The sequence below is a fragment of the Brevundimonas sp. FV1ye28 genome (assembly GCF_058681135.1).
Window position 1 is genome coordinate 2,181,983 of record NZ_CM178731.1, and the last position, 24,106, is coordinate 2,206,088.

General features: G+C 67.9%; 25 protein-coding genes. 10 read left to right on the forward strand and 15 right to left on the reverse strand.

The annotated features are described in order from the left end of the window. Nucleotides 1-10: 10 nt before the first annotated feature. A complete protein-coding gene (locus ACW171_RS10685; RefSeq protein WP_492093169.1) occupies nt 11-649 on the reverse strand; it encodes a TlpA family protein disulfide reductase in 639 nt (212 codons plus the stop codon). Here ACW171_RS10685 and argH point away from each other — a divergent pair. Genes argH through lysA form a run of 3 tightly spaced genes read left to right on the forward strand, consistent with a single transcriptional unit; the run spans nt 648 to nt 3,589 of the window. Continuing rightward, the gene (gene argH, locus ACW171_RS10690) at nt 648-2,072 is read left to right on the forward strand and encodes an argininosuccinate lyase (protein WP_492093170.1); all 1,425 of its coding nucleotides are present in this window, start codon (nt 648-650) and stop codon (nt 2,070-2,072) included. The genes ACW171_RS10685 and argH overlap by 2 nt on opposite strands. Continuing rightward, entirely contained in the window at nt 2,069-2,308 is a 240-nt protein-coding gene (locus ACW171_RS10695) for a hypothetical protein (protein ID WP_492093171.1), read from the forward strand. Before argH ends, ACW171_RS10695 begins: the two co-directional genes overlap by 4 nt. A gap of 3 nt (nt 2,309-2,311) precedes the next feature. After that, nucleotides 2,312-3,589, forward strand: a complete 1,278-nt coding sequence (gene lysA, locus ACW171_RS10700) for a diaminopimelate decarboxylase (RefSeq protein WP_492093172.1) — start codon at nt 2,312-2,314, stop codon at nt 3,587-3,589. Here lysA and ACW171_RS10705 read toward each other — a convergent pair. Further along, a complete protein-coding gene (locus tag ACW171_RS10705; RefSeq protein ID WP_492093173.1) occupies nt 3,581-4,468 on the reverse strand; it encodes an alpha/beta fold hydrolase in 888 nt (295 codons plus the stop codon). The two genes, lysA and ACW171_RS10705, sit on opposite strands and share 9 nt — an antisense overlap. A 106-nt stretch (nt 4,469-4,574) precedes the next feature. On the opposite strand from ACW171_RS10705, the gene ACW171_RS10710 reads away from it, so the two are divergent. Beyond that, nucleotides 4,575-5,081: a surface-adhesin E family protein gene (locus ACW171_RS10710; protein ID WP_492093174.1), complete on the forward strand. Its 507-nt coding sequence runs from the start codon at nt 4,575-4,577 to the stop codon at nt 5,079-5,081. A gap of 57 nt (nt 5,082-5,138) precedes the next feature. Here the strand turns inward: ACW171_RS10710 and gyrB are convergent, their stop codons facing one another. Then, nucleotides 5,139-7,586, reverse strand: a complete 2,448-nt coding sequence (gyrB, locus tag ACW171_RS10715) for a DNA topoisomerase (ATP-hydrolyzing) subunit B (RefSeq protein ID WP_492093175.1) — start codon at nt 7,584-7,586, stop codon at nt 5,139-5,141. A 232-nt stretch (nt 7,587-7,818) separates the two neighbouring features. Here gyrB and ACW171_RS10720 point away from each other — a divergent pair, with 232 nt between their 5' ends. Continuing rightward, nucleotides 7,819-9,042, forward strand: coding sequence for a cation:proton antiporter domain-containing protein (locus tag ACW171_RS10720; RefSeq protein WP_492093176.1), 1,224 nt, complete (start codon nt 7,819-7,821; stop codon nt 9,040-9,042). A 224-nt stretch (nt 9,043-9,266) separates the two neighbouring features. On the opposite strand, the gene recF is transcribed toward ACW171_RS10720, so the two are convergent. From recF to ACW171_RS10750, 6 genes are all read right to left on the reverse strand, one after another. Continuing rightward, nucleotides 9,267-10,400, reverse strand: a complete 1,134-nt coding sequence (gene recF, locus ACW171_RS10725) for a DNA replication/repair protein RecF (RefSeq protein ID WP_492093177.1) — start codon at nt 10,398-10,400, stop codon at nt 9,267-9,269. Nucleotides 10,401-10,425: 25 nt separating this feature from the next. Continuing rightward, nucleotides 10,426-11,544, reverse strand: coding sequence for a DNA polymerase III subunit beta (dnaN, locus tag ACW171_RS10730; protein ID WP_492093178.1), 1,119 nt, complete (start codon nt 11,542-11,544; stop codon nt 10,426-10,428). Between the two features lie 93 nt (nt 11,545-11,637). Continuing rightward, nucleotides 11,638-12,435 (reverse strand): enoyl-ACP reductase FabI, encoded by a 798-nt coding sequence (locus tag ACW171_RS10735; RefSeq protein WP_492096621.1) that lies wholly within the window; start codon nt 12,433-12,435, stop codon nt 11,638-11,640. A gap of 85 nt (nt 12,436-12,520) precedes the next feature. After that, a complete protein-coding gene (gene fabB / locus ACW171_RS10740) occupies nt 12,521-13,750 on the reverse strand; it encodes a beta-ketoacyl-ACP synthase I (RefSeq protein ID WP_492093179.1) in 1,230 nt (409 codons plus the stop codon). A 60-nt stretch (nt 13,751-13,810) separates the two neighbouring features. After that, nucleotides 13,811-14,353 (reverse strand): 3-hydroxyacyl-[acyl-carrier-protein] dehydratase FabA, encoded by a 543-nt coding sequence (fabA, locus tag ACW171_RS10745; RefSeq protein ID WP_492093180.1) that lies wholly within the window; start codon nt 14,351-14,353, stop codon nt 13,811-13,813. 539 nt (nt 14,354-14,892) lie between these two features. Then, on the reverse strand, nt 14,893-15,462 hold the full coding sequence (locus ACW171_RS10750; RefSeq protein WP_492093181.1) for an SH3 domain-containing protein: 570 nt from the start codon (nt 15,460-15,462) through the stop codon (nt 14,893-14,895). Nucleotides 15,463-15,521: 59 nt separating this feature from the next. On the opposite strand from ACW171_RS10750, the gene ACW171_RS10755 reads away from it, so the two are divergent. Both ACW171_RS10755 and ACW171_RS10760 read left to right on the forward strand, forming a co-directional pair. Next, a complete protein-coding gene (locus ACW171_RS10755; protein WP_492093182.1) occupies nt 15,522-16,508 on the forward strand; it encodes a 2-hydroxyacid dehydrogenase in 987 nt (328 codons plus the stop codon). 135 nt (nt 16,509-16,643) lie between these two features. Further along, the gene (locus tag ACW171_RS10760) at nt 16,644-17,138 is read left to right on the forward strand and encodes a superoxide dismutase (protein ID WP_492093184.1); all 495 of its coding nucleotides are present in this window, start codon (nt 16,644-16,646) and stop codon (nt 17,136-17,138) included. Between the two features lie 73 nt (nt 17,139-17,211). On the opposite strand, the gene ACW171_RS10765 is transcribed toward ACW171_RS10760, so the two are convergent. After that, nucleotides 17,212-17,466, reverse strand: coding sequence for a GlsB/YeaQ/YmgE family stress response membrane protein (locus ACW171_RS10765; RefSeq protein ID WP_492093185.1), 255 nt, complete (start codon nt 17,464-17,466; stop codon nt 17,212-17,214). Nucleotides 17,467-17,658: 192 nt separating this feature from the next. On the opposite strand from ACW171_RS10765, the gene ACW171_RS10770 reads away from it, so the two are divergent. Together ACW171_RS10770 and hisN are read left to right on the forward strand one after the other, a co-directional pair. After that, complete coding sequence (locus tag ACW171_RS10770) at nt 17,659-18,045, forward strand: helix-turn-helix domain-containing protein (protein ID WP_492093186.1); 387 nt, start codon at nt 17,659-17,661, stop codon at nt 18,043-18,045. Nucleotides 18,046-18,146: 101 nt separating this feature from the next. Then, nucleotides 18,147-18,932: a histidinol-phosphatase gene (gene hisN / locus ACW171_RS10775; protein WP_492093187.1), complete on the forward strand. Its 786-nt coding sequence runs from the start codon at nt 18,147-18,149 to the stop codon at nt 18,930-18,932. Between the two features lie 51 nt (nt 18,933-18,983). On the opposite strand, the gene ACW171_RS10780 is transcribed toward hisN, so the two are convergent. Next, complete coding sequence (locus ACW171_RS10780) at nt 18,984-19,598, reverse strand: DUF1134 domain-containing protein (RefSeq protein WP_492093188.1); 615 nt, start codon at nt 19,596-19,598, stop codon at nt 18,984-18,986. A gap of 124 nt (nt 19,599-19,722) precedes the next feature. On the opposite strand from ACW171_RS10780, the gene ACW171_RS10785 reads away from it, so the two are divergent. Then, a complete protein-coding gene (locus ACW171_RS10785; protein WP_492093189.1) occupies nt 19,723-20,268 on the forward strand; it encodes a hypothetical protein in 546 nt (181 codons plus the stop codon). 187 nt (nt 20,269-20,455) lie between these two features. On the opposite strand, the gene pheT is transcribed toward ACW171_RS10785, so the two are convergent. From pheT to ACW171_RS10805, 4 genes are read right to left on the reverse strand one after another with little or no spacing between them, the layout of a single operon-like run. After that, a complete protein-coding gene (gene pheT, locus ACW171_RS10790) occupies nt 20,456-22,885 on the reverse strand; it encodes a phenylalanine--tRNA ligase subunit beta (protein ID WP_492093190.1) in 2,430 nt (809 codons plus the stop codon). 4 nt (nt 22,886-22,889) lie between these two features. Continuing rightward, a complete protein-coding gene (locus tag ACW171_RS10795) occupies nt 22,890-23,279 on the reverse strand; it encodes a hypothetical protein (RefSeq protein WP_492093191.1) in 390 nt (129 codons plus the stop codon). Further along, nucleotides 23,279-23,695, reverse strand: a complete 417-nt coding sequence (locus tag ACW171_RS10800; protein ID WP_492093192.1) for a hypothetical protein — start codon at nt 23,693-23,695, stop codon at nt 23,279-23,281. The genes ACW171_RS10795 and ACW171_RS10800 overlap by 1 nt, the downstream gene beginning before the upstream one ends. Next, nucleotides 23,692-24,102, reverse strand: a complete 411-nt coding sequence (locus ACW171_RS10805; protein ID WP_492093193.1) for a hypothetical protein — start codon at nt 24,100-24,102, stop codon at nt 23,692-23,694. Before ACW171_RS10805 ends, ACW171_RS10800 begins: the two co-directional genes overlap by 4 nt. Between the last annotated feature and the right edge of the window lie 4 nt (nt 24,103-24,106).

Here is a 24,106-nt window from a genome sequence, read left to right on the forward strand (position 1 = left end):
TCCCCGTAAACTAAGCCCCTGCGGGGACCGGCTCCGCACGAACCGCGTCGATCAAGGCTCTGGCCTCGGCGCTGTTCCAGTCGGCCTCGCCGGCGAAGGCTGCGCGGATCCGCCCCTGACGGTCCAGCAGGATCGTCTGGGGCATCTTGCCCTTGCCCGGAAACTCGAATGGCAGCTGGAATTTCGGATCGCCATAGAAGGGCAGCGGATCGTGGACGTCGATGAAGCTCTTCGCGTCTGCTACCGCGTCGTCGCCGGTATCGACATTGATCGGCATCACCACCAGATCCCCGTCCGGATAGGCTGATGCCAGGGCGGCGATGGTCGGCATCTCGGTCCGGCAGGGGGCGCACCACATGGCCCACAGGTTCACCAGAACCACCTTGCCCCTGAAGTCGGCGAAGCGGACGTCGTCCCCGTCGCGGGTCTTGAAGACATAGTCGGGTGCCGCCTCCAGCACCGCCGGTGTCTCCAGCGATGCCAACGGACCGACCGCGAACCGGACCAGTTCGCTCTTTTCGACCGCGGGAGCCTCCTCGGCTTTGAAAGGACCGGCCTGCATGGCGTATAGGGTCCCGACCGTTCCGCCGGCGATCACCGCCAGCGCGAGCACTCCCCCGATCCAGACGCCCCTTTTCGAGCCGCTCATGTCCAACCCCCAAGACCCGGCAAACACCGGGCAGTCGCCGCAATCCGGGCAGACCCTATGGGGCGGACGCTTTTCCGCCAAGCCCGCCGACATCATGCAGGCGATCAACGTCTCCATCGGCGTTGACCAACGCCTGTGGGCGCAGGACCTGCGCGGCTCTCGGGCGCATTGCCGCATGCTGATCGACCAGGGCATCGTGACGGCCGAAGACGGCGCCGCCATCCTCGGCGGGCTGGACGCGATCCAGGCCGAGATCGAGGCCGGGACCTTCACCTTCCGCGACGAATACGAAGACATCCACCTGAACGTGGAGGCCCGTCTATCCGAACTGATCGGTGAGGCCTCGGGCCGTCTGCACACGGCCCGCAGCCGCAACGACCAGGTCGCCGTCGACTTCCGCCTGTGGGTCCGCGACGCCTGCGACCGCTCGGTGGAACAGCTGAAGGCGCTGCAACACGCCCTGCTGACCCGCGCCGAACAGCATGCCGGCGACCTGATGCCCGGCTTCACCCATCTGCAGACCGCCCAGCCGGTGACCCTCGGCCACCACCTGATGGCCTATGTCGAGATGGCCGGCCGCGACGCCGGACGGTTCGCCGACGCCCGCACGCGGATGAACGAGAGCCCGCTGGGTGCTGCGGCGCTTGCCGGTTCGCCCTTCCCCATCGACCGCCATGCGACGGCGGCCGCGCTCGGCTTCGACCGCCCCATGGCCAACTCGCTGGATGCCGTGTCGGACCGCGACTTCGCGCTTGAGACCCTGGCCGCCGCCTCGATCACGGCGGGGCACCTGTCCCGTCTGGCCGAGGAGATCGTGGTCTGGATGACGCCGATGTTCGGCTTCGTGACCCTGCCCGACGACCTGACCACCGGCTCGTCGATCATGCCGCAGAAGCGCAACCCCGACGCCGCCGAACTGGTCCGCGCCAAGACAGGCCGGATCATGGGCTCGTTCGTCGCCCTGTCGACCGTGATGAAGGGCCTGCCGTTGGCCTATTCCAAGGATATGCAGGAGGACAAGCCGCCGGTGTTCGAGGCCATGGACGCGCTGGACCTGGCCCTGACCGCCATGACAGCCATGGTGTCCGCCTTCCGTCCGAACACGGAACGGATGGCCGAGGCGGCCTCCTGGGGCTTCTCGACCGCCACCGATCTGGCCGACTGGCTCGTGCGCGAGGCCGACCTGCCCTTCCGCCAGGCGCACCATGTCACCGGCGCAGCGGTCAAGCGGGCGGAGCAGCTGGGCGTGGGTCTGGCGCAACTGCCGCTCGCCGAATTGCAAGCCTTGCATCCCGGCGTCACCGAAGCCGTTTACAAGGTGCTCACCCCTGAGGCCTCCTGCGCCAGCCGCCAGAGCTTCGGGGGAACCGCGCCGGAACAGGTCCGTGCGCGCATCGCCGATTGGAAAGTCCGACTGTCATGAACAAGGTCCTCACCCTCGGCGCCCTCGCCATCCTCGCCGTCTCCACCGCTGCCTGCGGCCGGATGGCGGACCTCGAAAGCCCCGCCCCGCGCGAGACCGAGCGGGCGCCGCGCGACGCCCGCGCCCCGGCCCTTCCGGATCCGGCGACGATCAACCGTCCGTCCAGCCAGATGCCGATTGACGGCGGCCCCTCCAACCCCATCGGCGGCACCGCCGCCGGTCGCGAGCCTCAATAGACCTTGGACCATTTCGAACTGCGGGACGGCGTCCTCCACGCCGAGGGCGTCGACCTGACCACGCTGGCGGCCGAGGTCGGCACGCCGGTCTATGTCTATTCGACCGCCACCCTGACGCGGCACTACACCGTTCTGCGTCAGGCGCTCGACGCCCACCCGTCGGTGCTCGGCGACAGCCTGATCGCCTTCGCGGTCAAGTCGAACTCCAACCTCTCGGTCCTGGCGACCCTCGCCCGGCTCGGCTGCGGCGCCGACACGGTGTCCGAGGGCGAGATCCGACGCGCGCTGAAGGCGGGCATCCCCGCTGACCGCATCATCTTCTCGGGCGTGGGCAAGACCGACGCCGAACTGGCCTTCGCCCTCGAGGTCGGGGTGCGCCAGATCAATGTCGAGAGCCCGGCCGAACTGGACCGCCTCATCGCCATCGCGGCCGACAAGGGCGCCCGACCCGACATCGCCATCCGGGTGAATCCCAAGATCGGCGCCGGCGGCCACGCCAAGATCACCACCGGCGGCGAGGGCGACAAGTTCGGCGTCCCCGCCGACGAGGCCATGGCCCTCTACGCCCGCGCCGCCTCCAGTCCGCACCTGAACCCGGTCGCCCTCGCCTGCCATATCGGCAGCCAGATCACCCACCTGACACCGCTTGAGGCCGCCTTCGGCCTGATGCGCAAACTGACCGAGACCCTGCGCCAGCAGGGCCTGCCCGTGCCCCGGATCGACCTCGGCGGCGGCCTAGGCGTGCCCTATACCGGCGGAGCGAAGACCGCCTCGCCCGCCGACTACGCCGACATGGTCGCCCGCGTTCTGGACGGGCTGAACGTCGAGGCTGCGTTCGAGCCCGGCCGCCTTCTGGCCGCCAACGCCGGGGTCCTCCTGACCCGCGTCATCCAGGTCACGGAACGGGCGGACGGTCGTCGTTTCCTCGTCCTCGATGCGGCCATGAACGACCTGATGCGCCCGGCGATGTACGACGCCTTCCACGAGGTGAAGCCCGTCATGCCGCGAAAGGGCGCCGAGATCGCCTACGACATCGTCGGTCCCGTCTGCGAGACCGGCGACACCTTCGCCCGTGACCGCTCCCTGCCTCCCTTGCAGGCCGGCGACCTCGTAATCTTCACCGGCGCCGGTGCCTATGGCGCGACCATGTCGAGCGAATACAATTCCCGCCCGCTGGTGCCGGAGGTGCTGGTCGACGGCGACCGCTGGGCCGTGGTCCGGGCGCGACCGACTTATGAGGAAATGCTGGCCCGAGAGACGACGGCGGATTGGCTAGCCTAGAAACCGATCCACTGCCGCCAGGAACCGCGTCGGCTGGTCGATCATGACCATGTGCTCGGCCCCCTCGATCCGCTCGAACCGGGCGGGGGTGCGCAGGCTGCGGTAGCCGGCGGCAAACAGGGCATCCAGATGGGCGCGCGGCGAGTTGCCGTCGGCGCTCCAGCCATAGACCACCGTCACGGGCGCGGAGATGTCCGGCAGGCGGTTCCTGAGGTCCGTGGTCATCACCTCGTACAGGCCCTGCGCCAGCACCTGCCGGTCGCCGCCCTGCCAGCCGAGCGTGCCGAAGACGCTGTCGGCCGCCCCACCCAGCTGGTCGCCCAGCATCGTCCCCTGCGTCCGCAAGGCCTCGTCGCCGAGGAACAACAGGGCCTGATAGGCGATCTGGGCCAGGGGCTCGACGTCACCGACCGTGGCGCCCGGGCTGATCAGGGACGGGAAAAAAGGTGTCGCATCGACCACCATGACCCGCCCGATCTGGCCGCCTCGCCGGTCGCGTCCGGCATCCGCGGCGGCGCGCAAGGCCACCAGCCCGCCCATCGAATGGCCGATCACCGCCGGCCGATCGAGCCGCTGCGAGGCGATATAGCGACGCAGCTCCGCCGCCACGGGGGCGACCACGGCCCCGTCCTCATTCGCGCCGGCCGGGATGTTCCCAAAGCCGCGCACCGAGACCAGATGCACCCGATAGCGGTCATCCAGCCGGTTGGCCGTCCGCGACCAGACGTCGCTGGTCGAGGCCAGACCGGGGATCAGGATCACATCCGGCCCCTGTCCCCGCGTCGTGACCACGATCCGTTCCGACCGGAACGCCGCCTGCGCCTCGGCGACAGCCGGAAGCAGCATCAGGGTGAGGGAAACGATCAGGGCGCGCAGCATGTCAGGACCCTGAACGGCGAAGTGGGCGAAGGGTTGTCCGCGACCCTTGATCTTCTTGTCGCGGAGGCGCGAAATGTGTCGAGATAACGACGCCTGGGGAGGCACTATGACTGTCCTGAAATCCGCGATCGCAACGACGGTCGCCATCCTTTGGGCCGGAGCCGCCGCCGCCCAGACCACGCCGCCGCCTCCGACCGAGGTGCTGGGCGGGACGGCCGAGGCTGTGCCTCAGTCCACCGGCCCGGAATGGTGGGCCTTTTCCCGCGGCCAGCAGCGCAACTATCTGATCGACGTGAACAGCGTGGTGAAGACCGGCGACGAACTGACCGTCATGGTCGCTCGCGTGCCCAAGGACACTCCGGCCGGCGACTACAGCCACACGGTGGATCAGTTCGGCATCCAGTGCCGCACGCGCCAGTCGCACGTCGTCCTGTCCTCGGACGCCTTCGAGGACGGCGTGCCCGGCGAGGCCTTCGCCACCGACGAGCCTCTGCAAGCCATCGCCCCCGACAGCTTCGACGACGCCATCCGCGAGATCGCCTGCGACGACATGCGGCCCCAGCCGCCCTCCTACGCGAGCGTGAAGGCCTATATCGACGCGGGAAGACCGTAGGGCTTGGGGCTTAGGGTTCGCCCCTATTCCCTAAGCCATACTCACTACGACCTGTCCTCAGACGTCCACCGCCGCGTCCAGGGCGTTCTCCTGGATGAACTCGCGGCGCGGTTCGACCACGTCGCCCATCAGCTTGGCGAACAGGTCGTCGGCGTCGTCGGCGTGGTCGACCTTGACCTGCAGCAGGGTGCGGGCGTTGACGTCCAGCGTCGTCTCCCACAGCTGTTCGGGGTTCATCTCGCCCAGACCCTTGTAGCGCTGGATCGACAGGCCCTTCTTGCCCGCGTCGAGCACGGCGTTCAGCAGGTCGAGCGGCCCGCGAATGGTCGTGGACTTGTCCTTTCGGCGATAGACGGCCGGGGCCGCGAACACACCCTCGAACGCCTGCGCCCGCTCGCCCAGACGACGCGCGTCGAGCGACCGGATCAGGGCCTCTTCCAGCACGATGGTCTCCTGGACCGCGCGACGGGTGCGGCTGAACACCACCGCCCCCTGTTCGCCGGTCGCGCCGGACCATTCGCCGTCGCCCTCTTCGGCATAGAGGTTCAGGCGTGCGGCGGCAGAGGCCGAGGTCGCGGCCATGTCGGCGTCGTCGGCGAACAGACCGGCCAGGGCCGCCTGTTCGATGGCGAAGGCCGGGGCGCGCTGGCTCAGGCGATCGACGCCGGCGCCGTAAGCCTTGGCCTCACGCACAAGCGATTGCAGGTCCTGGCCCATCCGACGCTCGCCGCCGGCCAGATCCAGCTCCGCCTCCGACGAGCCCTCCTCGATCAGGTAGGAGTCCATCTCGGACTGATCCTTCAGGTAGCGCGACTGCTTGCCCTTGGAGACCTTATAAAGCGGCGGCTGGGCGATGTAGACGTGGCCGCGCGTGATCAGTTCCGGCATCTGCCGATAGAAGAAGGTCAGCAGCAGGGTCCGGATGTGTGCGCCGTCGACGTCGGCGTCGGCCATCAGGATGATCTTGTGATAGCGCAGCTTGTCGGCGTTGAAGTCGTCGCGGCCGATGCCCGTGCCCAGCGCCAGGATCAGGGTCCCGATCAGCTCGGACGACAGCATCCGGTCGAACCGGGCCCGCTCGACGTTCAGGATCTTGCCCCGCAGCGGCAGGACGGCCTGGTTCTCGCGGTTGCGGGCCTGTTTGGCCGAGCCGCCGGCGGAATCGCCCTCGACGATGAACAGTTCGGACTTGGCCGGATCGCGTTCCTGACAGTCGGCCAGCTTGCCGGGCAGGGAGCTGATATCCAGCGCCGACTTGCGCCGCGTCAGGTCGCGCGCCTTCCTCGCGGCCTCACGGGCGGAGGCCGCCTCGATGATCTTGGCGACGATCTGCTTGGCCTCGACCGGGTGTTCCTCGAACCACTGCGACAGGCCCTCGGTGCACAGGCCCTCGACGGCCGGGCGCACTTCGGACGAGACCAGCTTGTCCTTGGTCTGCGAGCTGAACTTGGGATCCGGCACCTTGACCGACAGGACGCAGGTCAGGCCCTCGCGCGCGTCCTCGCCGGTCGGCGCGACCTTCTCCTTCTTCAGCGCGCCGGAGCTCTCCATGTAGGAGCTCATGACGCGCGTCAGGCTGGTGCGGAAGGCGCTCAGGTGCGTGCCCCCGTCGCGCTGGGGGATGTTGTTGGTGAAGCACAACATCGTCTCGTGGTAGCTGTCGTTCCACCACAGGGCGAGGTCGATCTCGATATTGTCCTTCTTGCCCCGAATGACGATGACGTCCTTCAGGATCGGCGTCTTGGACTTGTCCAGGTGGCGCACGAAGGCTTCCACCCCGCCCTCGTAGTGCAGCATGATCTCGACCGGCTCGACGCCGCGAAGGTCGGCCAGCTTGATCACCACGCCCGAGTTCAGGAAGGCCAGCTCGCGCAGGCGGTGCTCCAGCGTCTTCAGGTCGAAGTCGATGTGCGAGAAGGTCGTGACCGACGGATAGAAGGTGACCTGGGTGCCCGACAGCACCTTGCCGTTGTCGCGGAGCGGCGCATCGCCGGTGACGACCAGGCTTTCGACCGTGTCGCCACGCTCGAACTTCATCTCGTGGCGCTTGCCGTTCCTGAAGATGACCAGCTTCAACCAGTCCGACAGGGCGTTCACCACGGAAACGCCCACGCCGTGCAGACCGCCGGAGACCTTGTAGGAGTTCTGGTCGAATTTCCCGCCGGCGTGCAGCTGGGTCATGATGACCTCGGCCGCCGAGACGCCTTCCTCGGCATGGATGTCGACCGGAATACCGCGACCGTTATCGGTCACCGTGACCGAGCCGTCCGAGTTCAGGATCACCTCGACCAGATCGGCGTGACCGGCCAGGGCCTCGTCGATGGCGTTGTCCACCACCTCATAGACCATGTGGTGCAGGCCCGAGCCGTCGTCGGTGTCGCCGATATACATGCCGGGGCGTTTGCGTACCGCATCCAGGCCCTTGAGAACCTTGATGGATTCCGCGCCGTAGGCGGCTTCTTCGGCCGTGTCTTCGTGGCGATCGGTCGGGGTCTGGTCGGTCATTCATTCGTCCGGAGACGCGGGCCTAGGGGACTGCGCCAGGCGCCGTCCGACCCGCTGAGAAACAGCTTTCGCCGGACCGCCGATTCAGGCCGTCCGGATGCGTCGTTTATATAGGAATTCGCACGCGAAAAGCGAGCGGCCCGGCGGTTTTGTCGCCTTGTCGCGCAACGCTTCGCCCCCCATATGTTGCGTTCACCGATCGAGAGACACCCCGCCCATCGTAGGAGCGCCGATGCCGCATGCCGACAGCCTGATTTCCACCCTGGTCGGCGGCTTCGTTCTCGCCTTCGTGTTCGGAATGCTGGCCAATCGGCTAAAGTTGTCGCCTCTCGTCGGTTACCTGGTGGCGGGCGTCGTCGTGGGACCCCACACCGCCGGTTTCGTCGCCGACACCACCCTTGCGCCCCAGTTGGCGGAAATCGGGGTGATCCTGCTGATGTTCGGTGTCGGCCTGCATTTCTCGCCGGCCGACCTGATGAAGGTTCGCCGCGTCGCCCTGCCCGGCGCCCTCGTACAGATCGCGTCCGCCACCCTGATGGGCTGGGCGCTGGGCCGTTTCGTCCTGGGCATGTCCGACCTCGAGGGCGCCCTGATGGGCTTTGCCCTTTCGGTCGCCTCCACCGTGGTCCTGATGCGGGCGCTCGAGGAGCGGCGCCAGAACAAGGGCGAGGTCGGGCGCATCGCCGTCGGCTGGCTGATCGTCGAGGATCTGGTGATCGTCATCGCCCTGGTCATGCTGCCGATGATCATCATTCAGGACGGCCAGGCGGTCGATCCCGGCGCCCTGGCCCTCAACGTCGGCTGGACGCTGGTGAAGGTCGCAGGCTTCGTCGCCGCCATGCTGTTCGTCGGCGGCAAGGTGCTGCCCTGGGTCCTGGTCCGCATCGCCCACACCCGGTCGCGTGAGCTGTTCACCCTTGGCGTCCTGGCCATCGCGCTCGGGATCGCCTGGATCGCCTATCAGCTGTTCCACTCCTTCGCCCTGGGCGCCTTCCTCGCCGGCCTGGTGTTGAACGGCACGCCTCTCGGTCACAATGCGGCGGAACGATCCCTGCCGCTGCGCGACGCCTTCGCCGTGCTATTCTTCGTTTCGGTCGGCATGCTGTTCGACCCGATGATCCTGATCGAGCGCCCCCTGTCGGTTCTGGGCGTTCTGGGAATCGTCATCGTCGGCAAGACGATCGCCGCGCTCGCCATCACAAAGCTGTTCGGCCTCGACCGCGCCACCGGCCTGACGGTCGGCGCCAGCCTGGCCCAGGTCGGGGAGTTCTCGTTCATCCTGGCCGCGCTCGGCGTCTCCCTGGGCGCTCTGCGACAGGAAACCCACGACCTGATCCTGGCGGCCGCCCTGCTGTCGATCTCGCTCAACCCCTTCGTCTTCGCCTTCATGGACCGAATGGGCGGCCAGGTTGGCGGACCGCGTGTCGAAGGCGAGAAGAACCCGGCGACCGCCTGAGCCGCGCTCACGTCTCTTTCGTCATCCTCCGGCAAGCCGCGCATTCGCGGCGCAGACCGGGCGATGACGACGGAAAGAGAAAAGGAAAATATTCTTTTCTGACCCTTGATCGCGCTCGTCGGGTGACCCACCTGTCTCTCGGGTCTTTGAACTCGTGAACCCCACGCGCTTTGTCCGTAATGTCCGTTTTGTCACCCTGTTTTGGGACCGTCAGACCGGACATTTCAGCCCGGCGTCAGCGCCCCGCCCTCGACCCGCACGAACGCCGCCCGTCCGACCAGCGGCTCGAACAGGGCCGCCTCCGTCCCGGTCATGAAGGCCTGCAGCCCCAGGGCCGTGATCTCGTCGAACAGGGCCGCCCGCCGGTTCGCGTCCAGATGCGCCGGCGCCTCATCCAGCAGAAGGATCGGTTGAGACGCCCCAGCGGCCAATCGCCCGACCTGGGCCAGGATCAGATTCAGCACCAGGGCCTTCTGCTCCCCCGAAGATCCTTCCGCCGCCGGCCGGTTCTTCTCCCGGTGCAGGGCCGTCAGATCGGCCCGGTGCGGTCCGAACAGCGATCGCCCCGCCGCCCCATCCCGGCTCCGCGCCCGCGCCATCCCTTCGCGGATCGAGGCGGCCAGTGTCTCCTCATCAGCCCCGTCCTGAGCCAGCCGTTCGGTCTCTCCCACCAGGGCCAGATCCGCCTGCGGAAAGGGCCGCTCAGCCCTCGCATCGATCGCCGACTGAAGCACGACCAGAGCCCGAGCCCTCGCCGCCGCCGCCCTGGCCCCGGCCTCGCCCAGACGGACCTCCAGCGCATCGAGCCACAGCGGATCGGCCTCGCGCCCCTCGGCCCCGTCGATCAGCAGTCGCAACCGCTCGCGCAGCGCCTTCTCGTACCCCGCCACCGCCGCCGCATGGCCGGGGTCCGCCGCGAAGACCAGCCGGTCGAAGAACTTCAGCCGCTCGGCCCTCGCATCGGAGAACAGCCGGTCCTGCTCCGGCGTCGCCCAGACGGGCCTGAGATAGTCGAGCAGCCGCCCCGGCTGGGCCGTCTCGCCGTCGATCCGCACCATCCGCCGCCCGGCCCCGGCGACCTGGACCCCGGTCCCCAGCCGCACCTCGTCGCCGTCCGCGCCGTCCAGCGTCAGGGCCACGACCCAGGCCCTTCCGCCGACCTCGCCCGGCTCCCGACGGCCCATTTCCTGCGCCGTCGCCGCCCTCAGCCCCTTGCCGGGGGTGAACAGGCTCAGCGCCTCCAGAAGATTGGTCTTCCCCGCCCCGTTCGGCCCATGCAGCACGATGGGGCCCGCCGGGATCGGCAGGCTCGCGGACGCATAGGACCGGAAATCGGTGAGGGTGAGGGAGGTGATCACGAGGGGCGAACCCGCCGCCTCGGGCTTAGACCCGCAGCGGCATCAGCACATACTGGACGCCCGGATCGCCCGGATCGAGCACCAGCGTCGGCGAGGCCGGGTCGGCGAACATGAAGGTCGCGTTCTCGCCCGTGATCTGGCCGGCGACGTCGAGCAGGTAGCGGGCGTTGAAGCCGATCTCGAACGGCGCTTCGGAATAGCCGATCTCGACCTCCTCGACGCCCTGCCCGGCCTCCATGTTGCGGACGGTCAGGGTGACGCGGTCCAGCTCGAAAGCCAGCTTCACCGAACGGCTCTTCTCGGCCGAGATGGTGGCGACGCGGTCGACGGCCGAGGCGAAGACGGCGTTGTCGATATCGGCCTGTTTGTCGTTCCCCTTGGGGATGACGCGCATGTAGTCGGGGAAGGCGCCGTCGATGACCTTGGACGTCAGGGAGGCCTGGCCGAACTCGAAGCGGATCTTCTGGGGCGAGACCTGGACCTCGACCGGACCCGAGCCGTCGTCCAGTAGGCGACGGACCTGGTCGATGGTCTTCCTCGGCACGATCACGCCAGGACCGCCCGCCGCGCCTTCGGGGGCGGGCGTCTCGGCGAGGGCCAGGCGGTGACCGTCGGTCGCCACGGCACGCAGCAGCGGAATGCCCGCCTCCGCCACCGTGTGCAGATAGAGGCCGTTCAGATAGTAGCGGGTCTCTTCGGTCGAGACCGCGAAGCGGGTCTTGTCGATCAGACGCGCCAGGTCTTCCTTCATCAGGGTGAAACGCGTCCCCGAGGTCTCGGTCGACATGACGGGGAAGTCGCCGGCCGGCAGGACCGGCAGGTTGAACTTGGACCGGCCCGCCTGAACCGTCAGACGCGGATCGTCGCCGTTGTAGATCAGGGCGACCTCGGCCCCGTCCGGGAGCTTGCGAACGATCTCGTAGAGGGTGTGGGCGGGCGCGGTGATCTGACCCTCGACCTGAACCGTGGCGTCGGCCTCATCGACCATCTCCATGTCGAGGTCGGTCGCGGCGAAGCTCAGCTTGTCGCGCCCCGCCGAGAGCAGGACGTTGGACAGGATCGGAATGGTGTTCCGGCGCTCGACCACGCTCTGAACATGGCCCAGGGCCTTCAGGAGCGCGGAACGTTCGATGGTCAGTTGCATGTCGTCTCAGGGCCCGGGGCGAAGCTGAATCAGCCGTCGCCGTAACTCGTGGTTCCCGACACTAAAGGATTGGCGGCCGGGAGCAACCAGTGGTCAGCCTTCCTCGTCGCTGCCGAGACCCATCATGTGGAAGCCCGCATCGACGTGGATGACTTCGCCCGTGGTCGAGAAGCCGAGGTCCGAGCACAGCCACAGGGCGGCGCCGGCGACCCCCTCCATCGAGGTATCCTCCTTCATCGCCGACATGGCGCGGCCCTGGGCGATCATGCCGCGACCGCCCGAGATGCCGGCGAGGCTCAGCGTGCGCATGGCGCCGGCCGAGATGGCGTTGACGCGGATGCCGCGCGGGCCCAGGTCGCGGGCGATGTAGCGGGTCGCGGCCTCCAGCGCGGCCTTGGCCACGCCCATGGTGTTGTAGTTCGGGATGGCCCGTTCCGAGCCGAGGTAGGTCATGGTGATCATCGACCCGCCGTTCGGCATCAGTTTCGACGCCCGCTTGGCCACGTCGACGAAGCTGAAGCAGGAGATGTTCATGGCCAGCAGGAAGCTGTCGCGGGTCGTGTTGTCGATGAACGAGCCTTTCAGCTCGTCCTTGTTGGCGAAGGCGACGGAGTGGACGACGAAGTCGATCGTGCCGAACTCCTTCTCCAGCTCGGCGAAGGCGGCGTCCATCGAGGCGTCGTCGGTGACGTCGGCCTGGATCAGCAGCTTGGCGCCCACGCTCTCGGCCAGGGGACGCACGCGGCGCTCCAGGCCTTCGCCGAGGTAGGTGAAGGCCAGTTCCGCACCTTGAGCCGCCAGCTGGGAGGCGATGCCCCAGGCGATGGAGTTCGAGTTCGCGACCCCCATGACCAGGCCCTTCTTGCCCTTCATGAGTTCGCCCGCGGGCATGTTCCAGCTGGATTCAGCGGCCATCGATAGTCTTCCTTCTTTGGTAGCCTAACGCTCGCTTGAGGCCGGCCGTGTGTGCGTAGGCCTAGACCTTCGAGAAGATCACCGTCCCGTTGGTGCCGCCGAAGCCGAAGCTGTTGGACATGACGGTCTCCATCTCGACGTCCTTGCGGGCGCGGAGGATCGGCATGCCTTCGAACTGGGCGTCGAGGGTCTCGATGTGGGCGCTTTCGGCGGCGAAGCCGTTCTGGAGCATCAGCAGCGAATAGATCGCTTCTTGCGCCCCGGCGGCGCCCAGCGAGTGGCCCGTCAGCGATTTGGTCGAGGAGATCATCGGCATGTCGGCGCCGAAGACGGTGCGGATCGCTTCCATCTCCTTGGAATCGCCGACCGGCGTCGAGGTGCCGTGCGGGTTCAGGTAGTCGATCTTTCGGTTGCCGGCCTGATCAAGCGCGATCTTCATGCAGCGCTGGGCGCCCTCGCCCGAGGGCGCGACCATGTCGTAGCCGTCGGAGTTGGCGCCGTAGCCGACGACCTCGCCGTAGATCTTGGCGCCGCGCGCCACGGCCCGTTCGTACTCTTCCAGCACCACGATGCCCGCGCCGCCGGCGATGACGAAGCCGTCGCGGGCGGCGTCATAGGCGCGGGACGCGACCGAAGGCGTCTCGTTGAAGTTCGACGACATGGCGCCCATGGCGTCGAACATGTTGGACATGGACCAGTCGATGTCCTCGCAGCCGCCGGCGAAGACTACGTCCTGCTTGCCCCACTGGATCTGTTCGGCGCCGGCGCCGATGCAGTGCACCGAGGTCGCGCAGGCCGAGGAGATCGAATAGTTGATGCCGCGCATCTCGAACCAGGTCGACAGGACCGCCGAGGGGCCCGACGCCATGGCCTTGGGCACCGCGAACGGGCCGATGCGCTTGGGCGCGCCCTTCTCGATCGTGGTCTGGGCCGCCTGCAGGATGACCTGGGTCGAGGGGCCGCCCTCACCGACGATCAGGCCTATACGGTCGTCCTTGATCTCCTCCGGCGTCATGCCGGAATCCTTCAGCGCCTCCTCGAAGGCGATGTGACCCCAGGCGGTGCCGTTGGCCAGGAAGCGCGCCGCGCGACGGTCCACCAGCGGGGTCCAGTCCTCGGCGGTCACGCCTAGCGACGGCGGCGCCCAGACCTGGGAGCGGAAGCCGTGGGTGATGTGATCGGGGGCCGAGACAACGCCCGACCGGGCATTGCGCAGAGAGGCCGTGACCTCCTCCTGGCCCGTGCCGATGGAGGAGACGATGCCCAGACCCGTGACGACGACACGCCGCATACTGTTTCCCTTTAGCTTGTCCGCGTTGGTCGCGGATTATCTCGAATAGCTGAGCTGGACCTATCCGCCGACCGGCTCGGACGCGGATTGGCCCGCCCCGAACAGACCGACGCGCATGTCCGTGGCCGTATAGATAGGCACGCCGTCGGCTTCCATCACCCCGTCGGCGATTCCCATCACCAGACGACGATTGATGACCCGCTTCAGGGTGATCTTGTAGGTGACCTTCTTCACGTCGGGCTGGACCTGGCCGGTGAACTTGACCTCGCCGACGCCGAGCGCGCGACCCCGGCCCGGGCCGCCGATCCAGCCGAGGTAGAATCCGACCAGCTGCCACATGGCGTCGAGGCCGAGGCAGCCCGGCATGACCGGGTCGCCGATGAAGTGGCATTGGAAGAACCAGAGCGAGGGATCGATATCCAGCTCGGCCTCGACATAGCCCTTGCCGTGCTCGCCGCCGTCGCCGTTGATCTCAGTGATCCGGTCGAACATCAGCATCGGCGGGGCCGGCAGCTGGGCGTTGCCCGGTCCGAACAGCTCGCCCCGGCCCGAGGCCAGAAGGGCGGCATGGTCGAACGACGAAGGATATTTCGAAGCGGTCAAGCGGTGGAACTCCAGCGGTGTTGCGCCGGGGTTACACGAGGGGCGCAGCCGGCTCAACTGGTGACAGACGCGAAGCTGGGCTGTGGTGAAGGCGGGTCCGGGAGGGCGCGGCTCCAAAAAAGGAGTCGATAGAGTCGACAGAGTCTACAGGGGCACGGGGTCCCAGCGGCGATGTCAGAGACCGAAGAGAGTGTCTCACGGTTTCGGAGAGCGCCAGTTCGGAGGGGTGTTAGAAGTTCGAGGTGTTGAAATCGTTGGGGGATTCGAAGTGAACTTGGGCAGACTCGATGCGTCCTTCTCCCCCTGCGGGTCGACGAAGGGTCGCATGCGACCCGAGGAGGGGTGGTTGAGCGAAGCGAAGTCGGATGAGGGGTCGTAGGGCGGCTGAAATTCGGGGCTGGCAACCCTCATCGGACACGTCAGTGTGACCCCTCACCCGCCCGCGCCAGGACGACGGCTTCGCCGCCGTGCGCGGCCTCCCCTCCTCGGGTCGCATGCGCCCCTTCGTCGACCCGCAAGAGGGAGAGGGGTGGGAAGATTCAGCGCGCCTCGCCGGCCGGGCGGGAGGCGTCGCACAGGGGGCGGTCGCCGGCGCCGAAGATGGCGGCTTCGGGGACCCAGCCGCGCAGCTTGCGGGCGCGGATCTCGCACCAGCCGTCTTCGCAGTCGTCGATCGGGACGACCGAGCGGGGCGTGAAGCGCGCCTTGACGGAGGCCGTCTCGGATCGACCCGAGTGGATCGGCACTTCTTCGAGCGAGGCGTTGAAGGCCCCGCGCCGGGCGGAGACGACGCTGCGGTGGACCCAGGCGACGGAGCCTTCGGGATCGCAGATCTTACGCCACTCGCGCGTTTCGGCGATCACCTGAACCGGCAATCCGGCGGCGCGGTATTCCCACAGGATGCGATAATCGAGCCCCGGCCCCATGCGCGCGCGAACCTCGGACGACTTCAGGGTCAGCCAGCGCGGCACCTCCAGCCCCGTGGGCGTGGGGCGGCCGTCGGGCATGGTGGAGCCGGCGCCGGCCATGATGCCGAGCACGAGAACGACGCCCACGCCGGCCATGCGACGCGAGAGGCTTTGGAAGCGGCTGCGAGACTTGCTAGACACCGGCTGAGACCCGTCCACACGGGCTGTCCTGCGACGCCCGCGAATAACCCAAGGTCCCTATGTCCAACGCCCGGCTTAAGGTCGTCTTAACCAGAAGATTGCCCGACGCGGTCGAGACGCGGATGCGGGAGTTGTTCGACGCCGAACTGAACCTGAAGGACATCCCCATGGACCGCGCGGCGCTGGAAGCCGCCGTCCAGCGCGCGGATATCCTGGTTCCCACGATCACCGACGAGATCGATGCGAGCCTGATCGCCGGGGCCGGCGCGCAGCTGAAGATGATCGCCAACTTCGGCGCCGGCGTGGACCACATCGACATCGATGCGGCGGTCGCCCGCCAGATCATCGTCACCAATACGCCGGGCGTCCTGACCGAGGACACGGCCGATCTGGGCATGGCCCTGATCCTGGCCGTCAGCCGGCGGATCGTCGAAGGCGCCCAGGTCGTGGCTGCCGGCAAGTTCGAGGGCTGGACCCCGACCTGGATGTGCGGGCGCAAGCTGTGGGGCAAGCGGCTGGGCATCGTCGGCATGGGGCGGATCGGCCAGGCCCTGGCGCGGCGGGCCAAGGCGTTCGGGATGCAGGTCCACTATCACAACCGAAAGCCCGTCTCGGAGCGGATCGCCGAGGAGCTGGGCGCCACCTACTGGGACGACCTGGACCAGATGCTGAGCCGGATGGACGTCATCTCGCTGAACTCGCCGGCGACGAAAGAGACGCATCACCTGTTGTCGGCGGACCGGCTGGCCCTGCTTCAGCCGCACGCCATCCTGATCAATACGGCGCGGGGCGAGCTGATCGACGAGGCGGCCCTGGCCGAGGTGGTGGCGCGGCGGGGGATCGCGGGCGTGGGGCTGGACGTCTACGAGAACGAGCCGGCCATCCATCCCGGCCTGATCGGCCATGCCAATGTGGTGCTGCTGCCCCACCTCGGATCGGCGACGCTGGAGGCACGGCAGGATATGGGCGACCGTGTGATCCTGAACGTAATGACGTTCCAGAATGGCCATCGTCCGCCGGATCGTGTCATCCCCGCGATGCTCTGAGGGCCGGAATCCAGCGTGATCCGGACCAACCCGGGCGGCGAAAAGGTCATTTCGGGGCGGCTGAAACAATCCGTAACGTGTGTGGTTAGGTCTGTCAGCGGGCGCTTCCGTCCCGTGTCATCAAGCGACAGAATCATGATCCGCAAGACCGTACTTCTCGCCGGTGTGACCGCCGCCCTGTTCACCGCCGCCCCCGCCCTGGCCCAGGATGCGCCGGCCGCTCCACCGGCGCCGGCCGCCCAGGCTCAGGCCTCGGGTTCCATCCAGCTTCAGCCCGGCTCCAGCGTCAAGGGTTCGGACGGCTCCGTCCTCGGCACGCTGGAAGGCGTTCAGAGCAATGCCTCCGGCGAACAGGAACTGACCGTTCGCGGCTCTGACGGCAATCTGCGTGGCGTGGGACTTGCCGGCCTGACGCAGCAGGGCGCCGACGTGGTCGTGGGTGTCTCGGCCGCCGAGTTCAACACCTCGCCCGTCGTCGAGGACGCAGCCCCCGCCACCACCGACGGCATGGCCCCGACCCCGAGCGAACCGACCGCCACCCCGGCCCCGGCCCCGGCCGAGCCGATGACCAGCGAGCCCGCGACGGACGACACCAGCGAACCGGAAGCCTCGCCGCCGCCCCAGGGCTAAGCGGCTTTCAACAGCGCAACGAAAAAGGGGCGGCCCGACGGGCCGCCCCTTCTTTGTGTCTGAAAGGAACGGATCAGGCGCGACGCTTGACCAGACCCAGAAGGAACAGCAGCAGGCAGGCGCCGAGGAAGGCGACCAGCAGGGTGATCAGGTTGAAGCCGCCGACCGCGAGGCCGAGCAGGTTGCCGGCGATGAAGCCGCCGAGCAGGGCGCCGATGACGCCGACGATCAGGTTGGTGAGCAGGCCGTGACTACGGCCCATGACTTTTTCAGCCAGCCAGCCGGCGACGATGCCGATGACGATCCAGCCGATGATTCCGAGACCCATGGTGTATTTCTCCAAAGCTAAGGTGCGACGATAATGCGCCCCCTCGGTCAAGGTTGCCTCCGGACGGCTCGCAACCTCGAAAATCGATGTTCGACCGTTATCCCCCGTCACGAGAAGTCGGCATGGTGATTGCGGCAGTTCAGGCGAGCCGTGCCGCTTTGGCACAGCCCGCTAGACCAAGGGGACTGGGCAATGGCCACCGATATCGACCTTCACCTGGGGCGCCGCCTGCGCCGTCGTCGTCGCCTGCTGGGGCTGACGCAGCAACAGCTGGCCATCCAGGTCGGCATTCGATTCCAGCAGATCCAGAAATACGAATGCGGCGCGAACCGCATCTCGGCGGCGCGCCTGTGGCAGCTGTCCGAAGCGCTGGAAACGCCGATCAGCTATTTCTACGACGGCCTGGCCGAGGCCATGGAACGCAAGGAACAGGCGGGCGCCAACGGCGGCGAGATGTTTTCCAGGAAGGAAACCCTCGACCTGATCCAGGCCTACTACCAGCTGGGCGAGCGTCCGCGCCGACGCCTGCTGGACCTGGCCAAGTCGCTGCATACGGAAGGCGACGTCGTCGCCTCCTAGGCAGTAGGCAATAGGCAATAGGCAGTAGAAGGCTGGGAGTGGTGGAACGGCGCCGTCGATCGCTTGACTACTGCCTACTGCCTACTGCCTAAGCCCTCCCTATGACCGAATTCGAATCCTTCGCCGTCGAACTGGCCGCCGAGGCCGCCAAGGTGACCCTGCCGTTCTTCCGGGGCGACTACGCCGAGGAGAACAAGGCGGGACCGGGTGCCTTCGACCCGGTGACCGAGGCGGACAAGGGTGCGGAGGCCGCGATCCGCAGGCTGATCGCCGAACGCTATCCCGACCACGGGGTCATCGGCGAGGAGTATGGCGAGGACCGGCCGGACGCCGAGCACGTCTGGATCCTGGATCCGGTGGACGGAACGCGCGCCTTCGTCGCCGGCCTGCCGCTGTGGACCACGTTGATCGCGCTGCGGGCCGGCGAAAAGCCGACAGTGGGCGTGATCGCCCAGCCCTATCTCGACGAAATCTTCTTGGGCGGGCCGTCCGGGGCCGTGCTGATCCGCCGGGGCGAGACGACGCCCCTCCGCGTTCGGGCGTGCGAAAGGCTGACCGACGCGGTCATCGCCACCACGGCCCCTGAAATCTTCACCCCGCCGGAGTTCGGCGCCTGGACCCAGGTGATGGCGGCCGCGCGCCTGGCCCGATACGGGTGCGACGCCTACGCCTACGCCATGGTGGCCATGGGCAAGATCGACATGGTGGCCGAGACGGGCCTGAAGCTGTGGGACTGGTCCGCCCTGATCCCCGTGGTCGAGGCGGCCGGCGGCGAGGTCACCGACTGGCGCGGCGAGGCCGTGTCAGGCGATGGCCGCATCATCGCGGTCGGCGACCCCCGCGTGCGGGAACAGGCGCTGGTCGCGTTCCGACGGGGCGCTCAGTAACGCTTGTCATCCCGGCCGAAGCGAAGCGGAGAGCCGGGACGACAAGGCTGATCAGAACGGCAGGATGTTGCGCTGGCGGCTGTAGGACATCGTGCCGACATTGGCGCCGAGGCGCAGGCCCACGCCCGTGCGGACCGGGGCCAGGACGATGCCGTCGGCGCGCTGATAGTTCACGCCCAGACCCGCGATCAGATAGGCCGTGCCCTCCACGCCCGGATAGCGGCGATAGATCGCATCCGGCGCATAGAGGCCATAGACGAGGGTGAAGACGCGCGACGCGTTGCCGCCGACGTCCCAGCCGATCGAGGTTCCCTGCCAGAACACGTCCTGCGAGGCCGAATGATCCTTCATGTGCAGGGCGCCCCGGCCGTAGCGCAGGCCGATGACGGCGGCGCCGGCGCCCTCTTCGCCCGCGATATAGGCGGTGGGGGCATCGCCCTGATCGCGGAAGATGCGTTCGATGGCCGACCCCATGGCCTCGGCGGCGATGCCCAGCTCGCGCGAACCAGCGGCGACCAGTTCGTCGGCGGTATAGGCCTGGGCGTTGGCGTCCGAGGCGATCGGATAGTTCGGCTCGGTCGGCTGGCGCGGCTGGGTCGCGCAGGCGCCCAAGGCCGTCACGGAGGCGGCGGCGAAACCGGTCTGGATCAGTTGGCGGCGGTGCATGGCGGTGTCCCGAATGTCATGGCCCGTCCCTGTCGAGCGTGGCCGCAAGGTCGCCGGGCTTTGCGTCAGACTTGGGGCGTCAAGGTTAACGAGAGGTTGCGGTTTCGGACGCTATAGTGGACCGATGGAACTCCCCCTGATCCCCGACCGCGAATGCGGACCTTGCGTCGAATGCTGCCGGTTCATTCCGCTGGACCTGCCCGAGCTGTCGAAGCCGACCGGGAGCCTGTGCGGCTATTGCGTCGACGGGGCCGGGTGTTCGGTCCATGCCGTGCGACCCCAGACCTGCCGGACCTGGTTCTGCGTCTGGCGCGTGGTGGAGCTGGACGAGGCTTGGCGGCCGGATCTCAGCGGGATCATCGTGCGGCCGGATGGGCTGCTGACGGGCGAGATGACGCTGTATGTCGTGAGGCGGACGGACTTCCTGAACTCGGCCCTGCTGTTCGACACCGTGGCGCAGTGGCTGTCGGAGGGGCTGCGGCTGGCGATCAGCGTGCCGGGTCCGGTCGGGACATTGCCGGTGCGGGCGGAGGTCACCGACTACCTGCTGCCGGCGGTGGCTGCGGGGGATGAGGCGGGCTTTCAGCGATTGGTGGAGCGCTGCTTGACCGCGTTAGACGCCCATGACTTCGAGCCTGACGGAATCGAAGAGCGATACGCCGTCACGTGATCCCTCTCCCGGCGGGAGAGGGCTTGAGGCTCGCGGAGCGTTAGCGATGCGGCTTAGCCGAAAGGGTGAGGGGTTATGCCCTCACCGATTAGCGCCAGCCCCTCACCCTTTCGCGCAAGTCTGATCGCCCTGCCGGGCTATCAGGCGCTCAAGCCCTCTCCCGCCGGGAGAGGGAGAAGGTGAGCGATCAACTCCTGAGCGTCGCGCCCAGCTTGCCCGCCGCAGCCACGACCTTGGCCGACAGGGCCTCGATCTCGACCTCGGTCAGCGTCGCCTCGCGCGGTTGGACCACGACTTCGAGCGCCACCGACTTCGACCCATCCGGCACGCCGGCGCCGCGATAGACGTCGAACACCCGGACCTCGGCGATCAGAGCCTTGTCGGCGCCCTGGACGGCGCGGACGAGGTCGCCGGCCGCCTTGTCGTCCTCGACCACGAAGGCGAAGTCGCGGGTCAGAGGCATCAGGTTGGGCAGGTCCGCGACGCCCTTGGACTTGGTCGCGCCGGGCTTCGATTTAGGCTCGGGCACGGCGTCAAGGACAATCTCGAAGGCCAGGATCGGACCGTCGGCGTCCAGCGCCTTGAGCACGCGCGGATGGACGGCGCCGAACTCGGCGATGACGGTCTTGGGACCGAGTTGCAGGCGGGCCGAACGGCCGGGGTGCCACCAGTCGCGGTTCAACCCTTGCGCCAGTTGCAGCGAGGCGGTCGGCGCGCCGATGGCGTCGAGCACGGCGATCAGGTCGGCCTTGAGCGTGAACAGGGCGTCGTCGCCCTGGCCCGTCCAGCTACGGGCGGCTCTGGGGCTGATCAAACCGGCGATGACCGTGCGCTGGTCGTTCGGCTGGTCGCCCAGATAGATGGGGCCGATCTCGAACAGGGCGACGTCGCCGTGACCGCGCGCGGCGTTGCGAGCGGCGGCCTGGATCAGGTTCGGTAGGGCCGACGGCCGCATGCAGTCGAGGTCGGAGGCGATCGGGTTGTCGACGATCAGCCTATCGTCGCCGCCGCCGAACAGGACGGCGGTCTCCCGCTTCGTGAACGACCAGGTGACGGCCTCGGAATAGCCCAGGGCCGCGAGCGCGCGACGGGCGACGCGGACGCGGGCCTGACGCGGGCTGAGCACGCCTTTGGACGGCGCGCCCTGATCCGGAAGCGGGGTGTTGGGCAGGTGCTGGAAGCCGTGGATACGGGCGACCTCTTCGACCAGGTCGGCCTTGCCCTCGACGTCGCGACGCCAAGACGGCGGGGTGACGACCCAGGGCTTGTCCGAACCGACGGGCGCGGCGGTGACGAGGAAGCCGAGCTGGCCCAGGATGGTGCCGATGCGGTCGTCTTCGAGCGCCATGCCCGAGAGCTGTTTCACATAGGCCGGATCGAAGGTGAACGGCACTGGGTTGGCCGGATGCTCGCCGGCCAGGACGATCTCCGACGGCTCGCCGCCGCAGAGGTCGAGGATCAGCCGAGTGGCCAGCTCGATGCCGGGCACGACCGAAGCCGGATCGACGCCGCGCGCGAACCGGTACTGGGCATCCGAGCTGATGGTCAGGCTGCGGCCGGTCTGGGCCGTGACGATGGGGTCGAACCAGGCGGATTCGAGGAAGACGTCGGTCGTCTCCTCCGAACAGCCGGTGCTCTCGCCGCCCATGACGCCGCCGAGGCCGATGGGGCGTTCGCTGCCTGCATCGGCGACGACGCACATGGTCGGATCGACGGTGTAGGTCTTGCCGTCCAGCGCGATCAGATGCTCGTGCTCGCCAGTGTTGGCGGCGATCTGGCCCGTGCGGACGACGATCTCGGTCCCGACCAGCTTGGCCATATCATAGACATGCAGAGGCCGGGCGCGGTCGTAGGCGATCAGGTTGGTGACATCGACCAGACGGTTGATCGAGCGCAGGCCGATGGCGGTCAGACGGGTCTGGAGCCAGGCCGGCGACGGGCCGTTCTTCACGCCCCGAATGACGCGACCGGCGAAGACCGGGCACATCTCGGGCGCGTCGAGCCGCACCGAAATGGTCGATGGGAAGGCCCCGCGCACCGTGGCGACGTCATAGTGTTTCAGCTTGCCCACGCCGGCAGCGGCCAGGTCGCGGGCGATCCCGGCGACGCCCAGCCAGTCGGGGCGGTTGGGGGTGACCTCGAAGTCGATGACGGGCTCGGCACCGAACAGCTTGGCCACCGGGGTGCCGACGGGGATCTCGGGCGGGAGCTCTTGGATGCCGTCGCTTTCCTCGGACAGGTTCAGCTCGGAGGCCGAGCAGAGCATGCCGTTGGACACCACGCCGCGCACCGGCTTCTCGACCAGGGTGACGCCGAGCCCGGGCACATAGGCACCGATGGGGGCGTAGATGGTGGTCAGACCTGCGCGCGCGTTCGGGGCGCCGCAGACGATCTCCTTCATGCCGTCGACGGTCTCGACCTGGCAGACCTGAAGCCGGTCGGCGTTCGGGTGTTGGGCGGCCGAGACGATCTTCGCCACCGTGAACGGGGCCAGCGCGGCGGCCGGGTCGGCGACGTGCTCGACCTCCAGCCCGGCCATGGTCATGGCCTCGGCAATCGCATGCACGTCGGCGTCGGTCTCAAGGTGGTCCTTGAGCCAGGACAGGGTGAACTTCACGGGATCAGGCCTCGGGCGGGGTCAGTTTGTCGATCATCAGCTGGATATAGGCCTCGTCGCCGACGATGCCGACGCGCCGGAACAGGCAGCCGTCGAAGACCGCGTCGTTCAGCGGAACGCCGCCGATGATCCGTGGGCCGTGGGCGCGCAGGAACAGGTTCCGGGCGTCGCCGGCCCCATCGCCGAGGTTGCAGTTGATCAACTGGGTCTGGGCCGACATGACCACGACGGCCGGGCCGTCGATCACGCAGTCGACGAAGCGCAGGCCGGTCAGCGGCCGGTTGGCGGCCTCGTGGGCCTCGAACAGCCGTACGAGGGGGACCCGCACCTTTTCGTAGACGGTGCGCTGGCCCAGGTCGTCGGGGACCGGGCCGATGCTGGCGAGATCGAACATCAGCCCACCGCCTTGATAGCCAGGATTTCGCTGAGAATCTGTTCGTTGCCGGTGAAGCCCAGGGCGTGGAACTCGCAGTTCTGGAAGGTGCAGTTGATGACCGGGATGGCCCCGATGGCCATGTTCCGCACCGGCCGCAGGACCAGGTTGCCGATGTCGCCCTTGGACTCGCCGAAGTTCACCGCGTCGAAGGTGGTGCCCGGCAGGATCAGCATGATCGACGGCCCCTCGATGCGGCAGCCGGTGAAGCTGATGCCGTCCAGCATGGCGCGGCCGTGGCGCAGGTGGTGGGTGAACAGGTCGTAGAGCGCCATGTCCTCGTTGACGAAGGCGCGCTTGGACAGGTCGTCGGTGATATTCAGCGGACGGCCCAGGCCGGTCATCGGCATGCCGCGGGCGGGATCGATGAAGCTCATTGGCCGGAACCCTCCAGGTCGGTCAGGGTGGGCACGCCGGCGGCGAAGGACTGGCGGAAGCCTTCGCCCCCGACGAAGCCGACGAACAGGAAACGGCAGCGCACGAAGCGGCAGTCCGAGACGCCGATCACGCCCGTCACCAGGTCGCCGACCGGGGCCAGCAGCAGGTTTTCGGGTTTGGAGGCCGTGCCCATGTGGCAGGCTTCGAAAACGACGGTCGTGTCCGGCATCATCACGGCCGGACCCTCGATCAGGCAGTCGGTGAAGGTCTTGCCGCTGATCTGGGTGCGACCGGCGTTCAGGTGCTCGACGGCCAGGCGCGGCAGCCAGATGGACTGGCCGGCGAACTCGGTGCGGGCGACGTCGGGCGACGGTGCGGCGGCAGTGGAGGGTTTGATGTCGGTCATGATG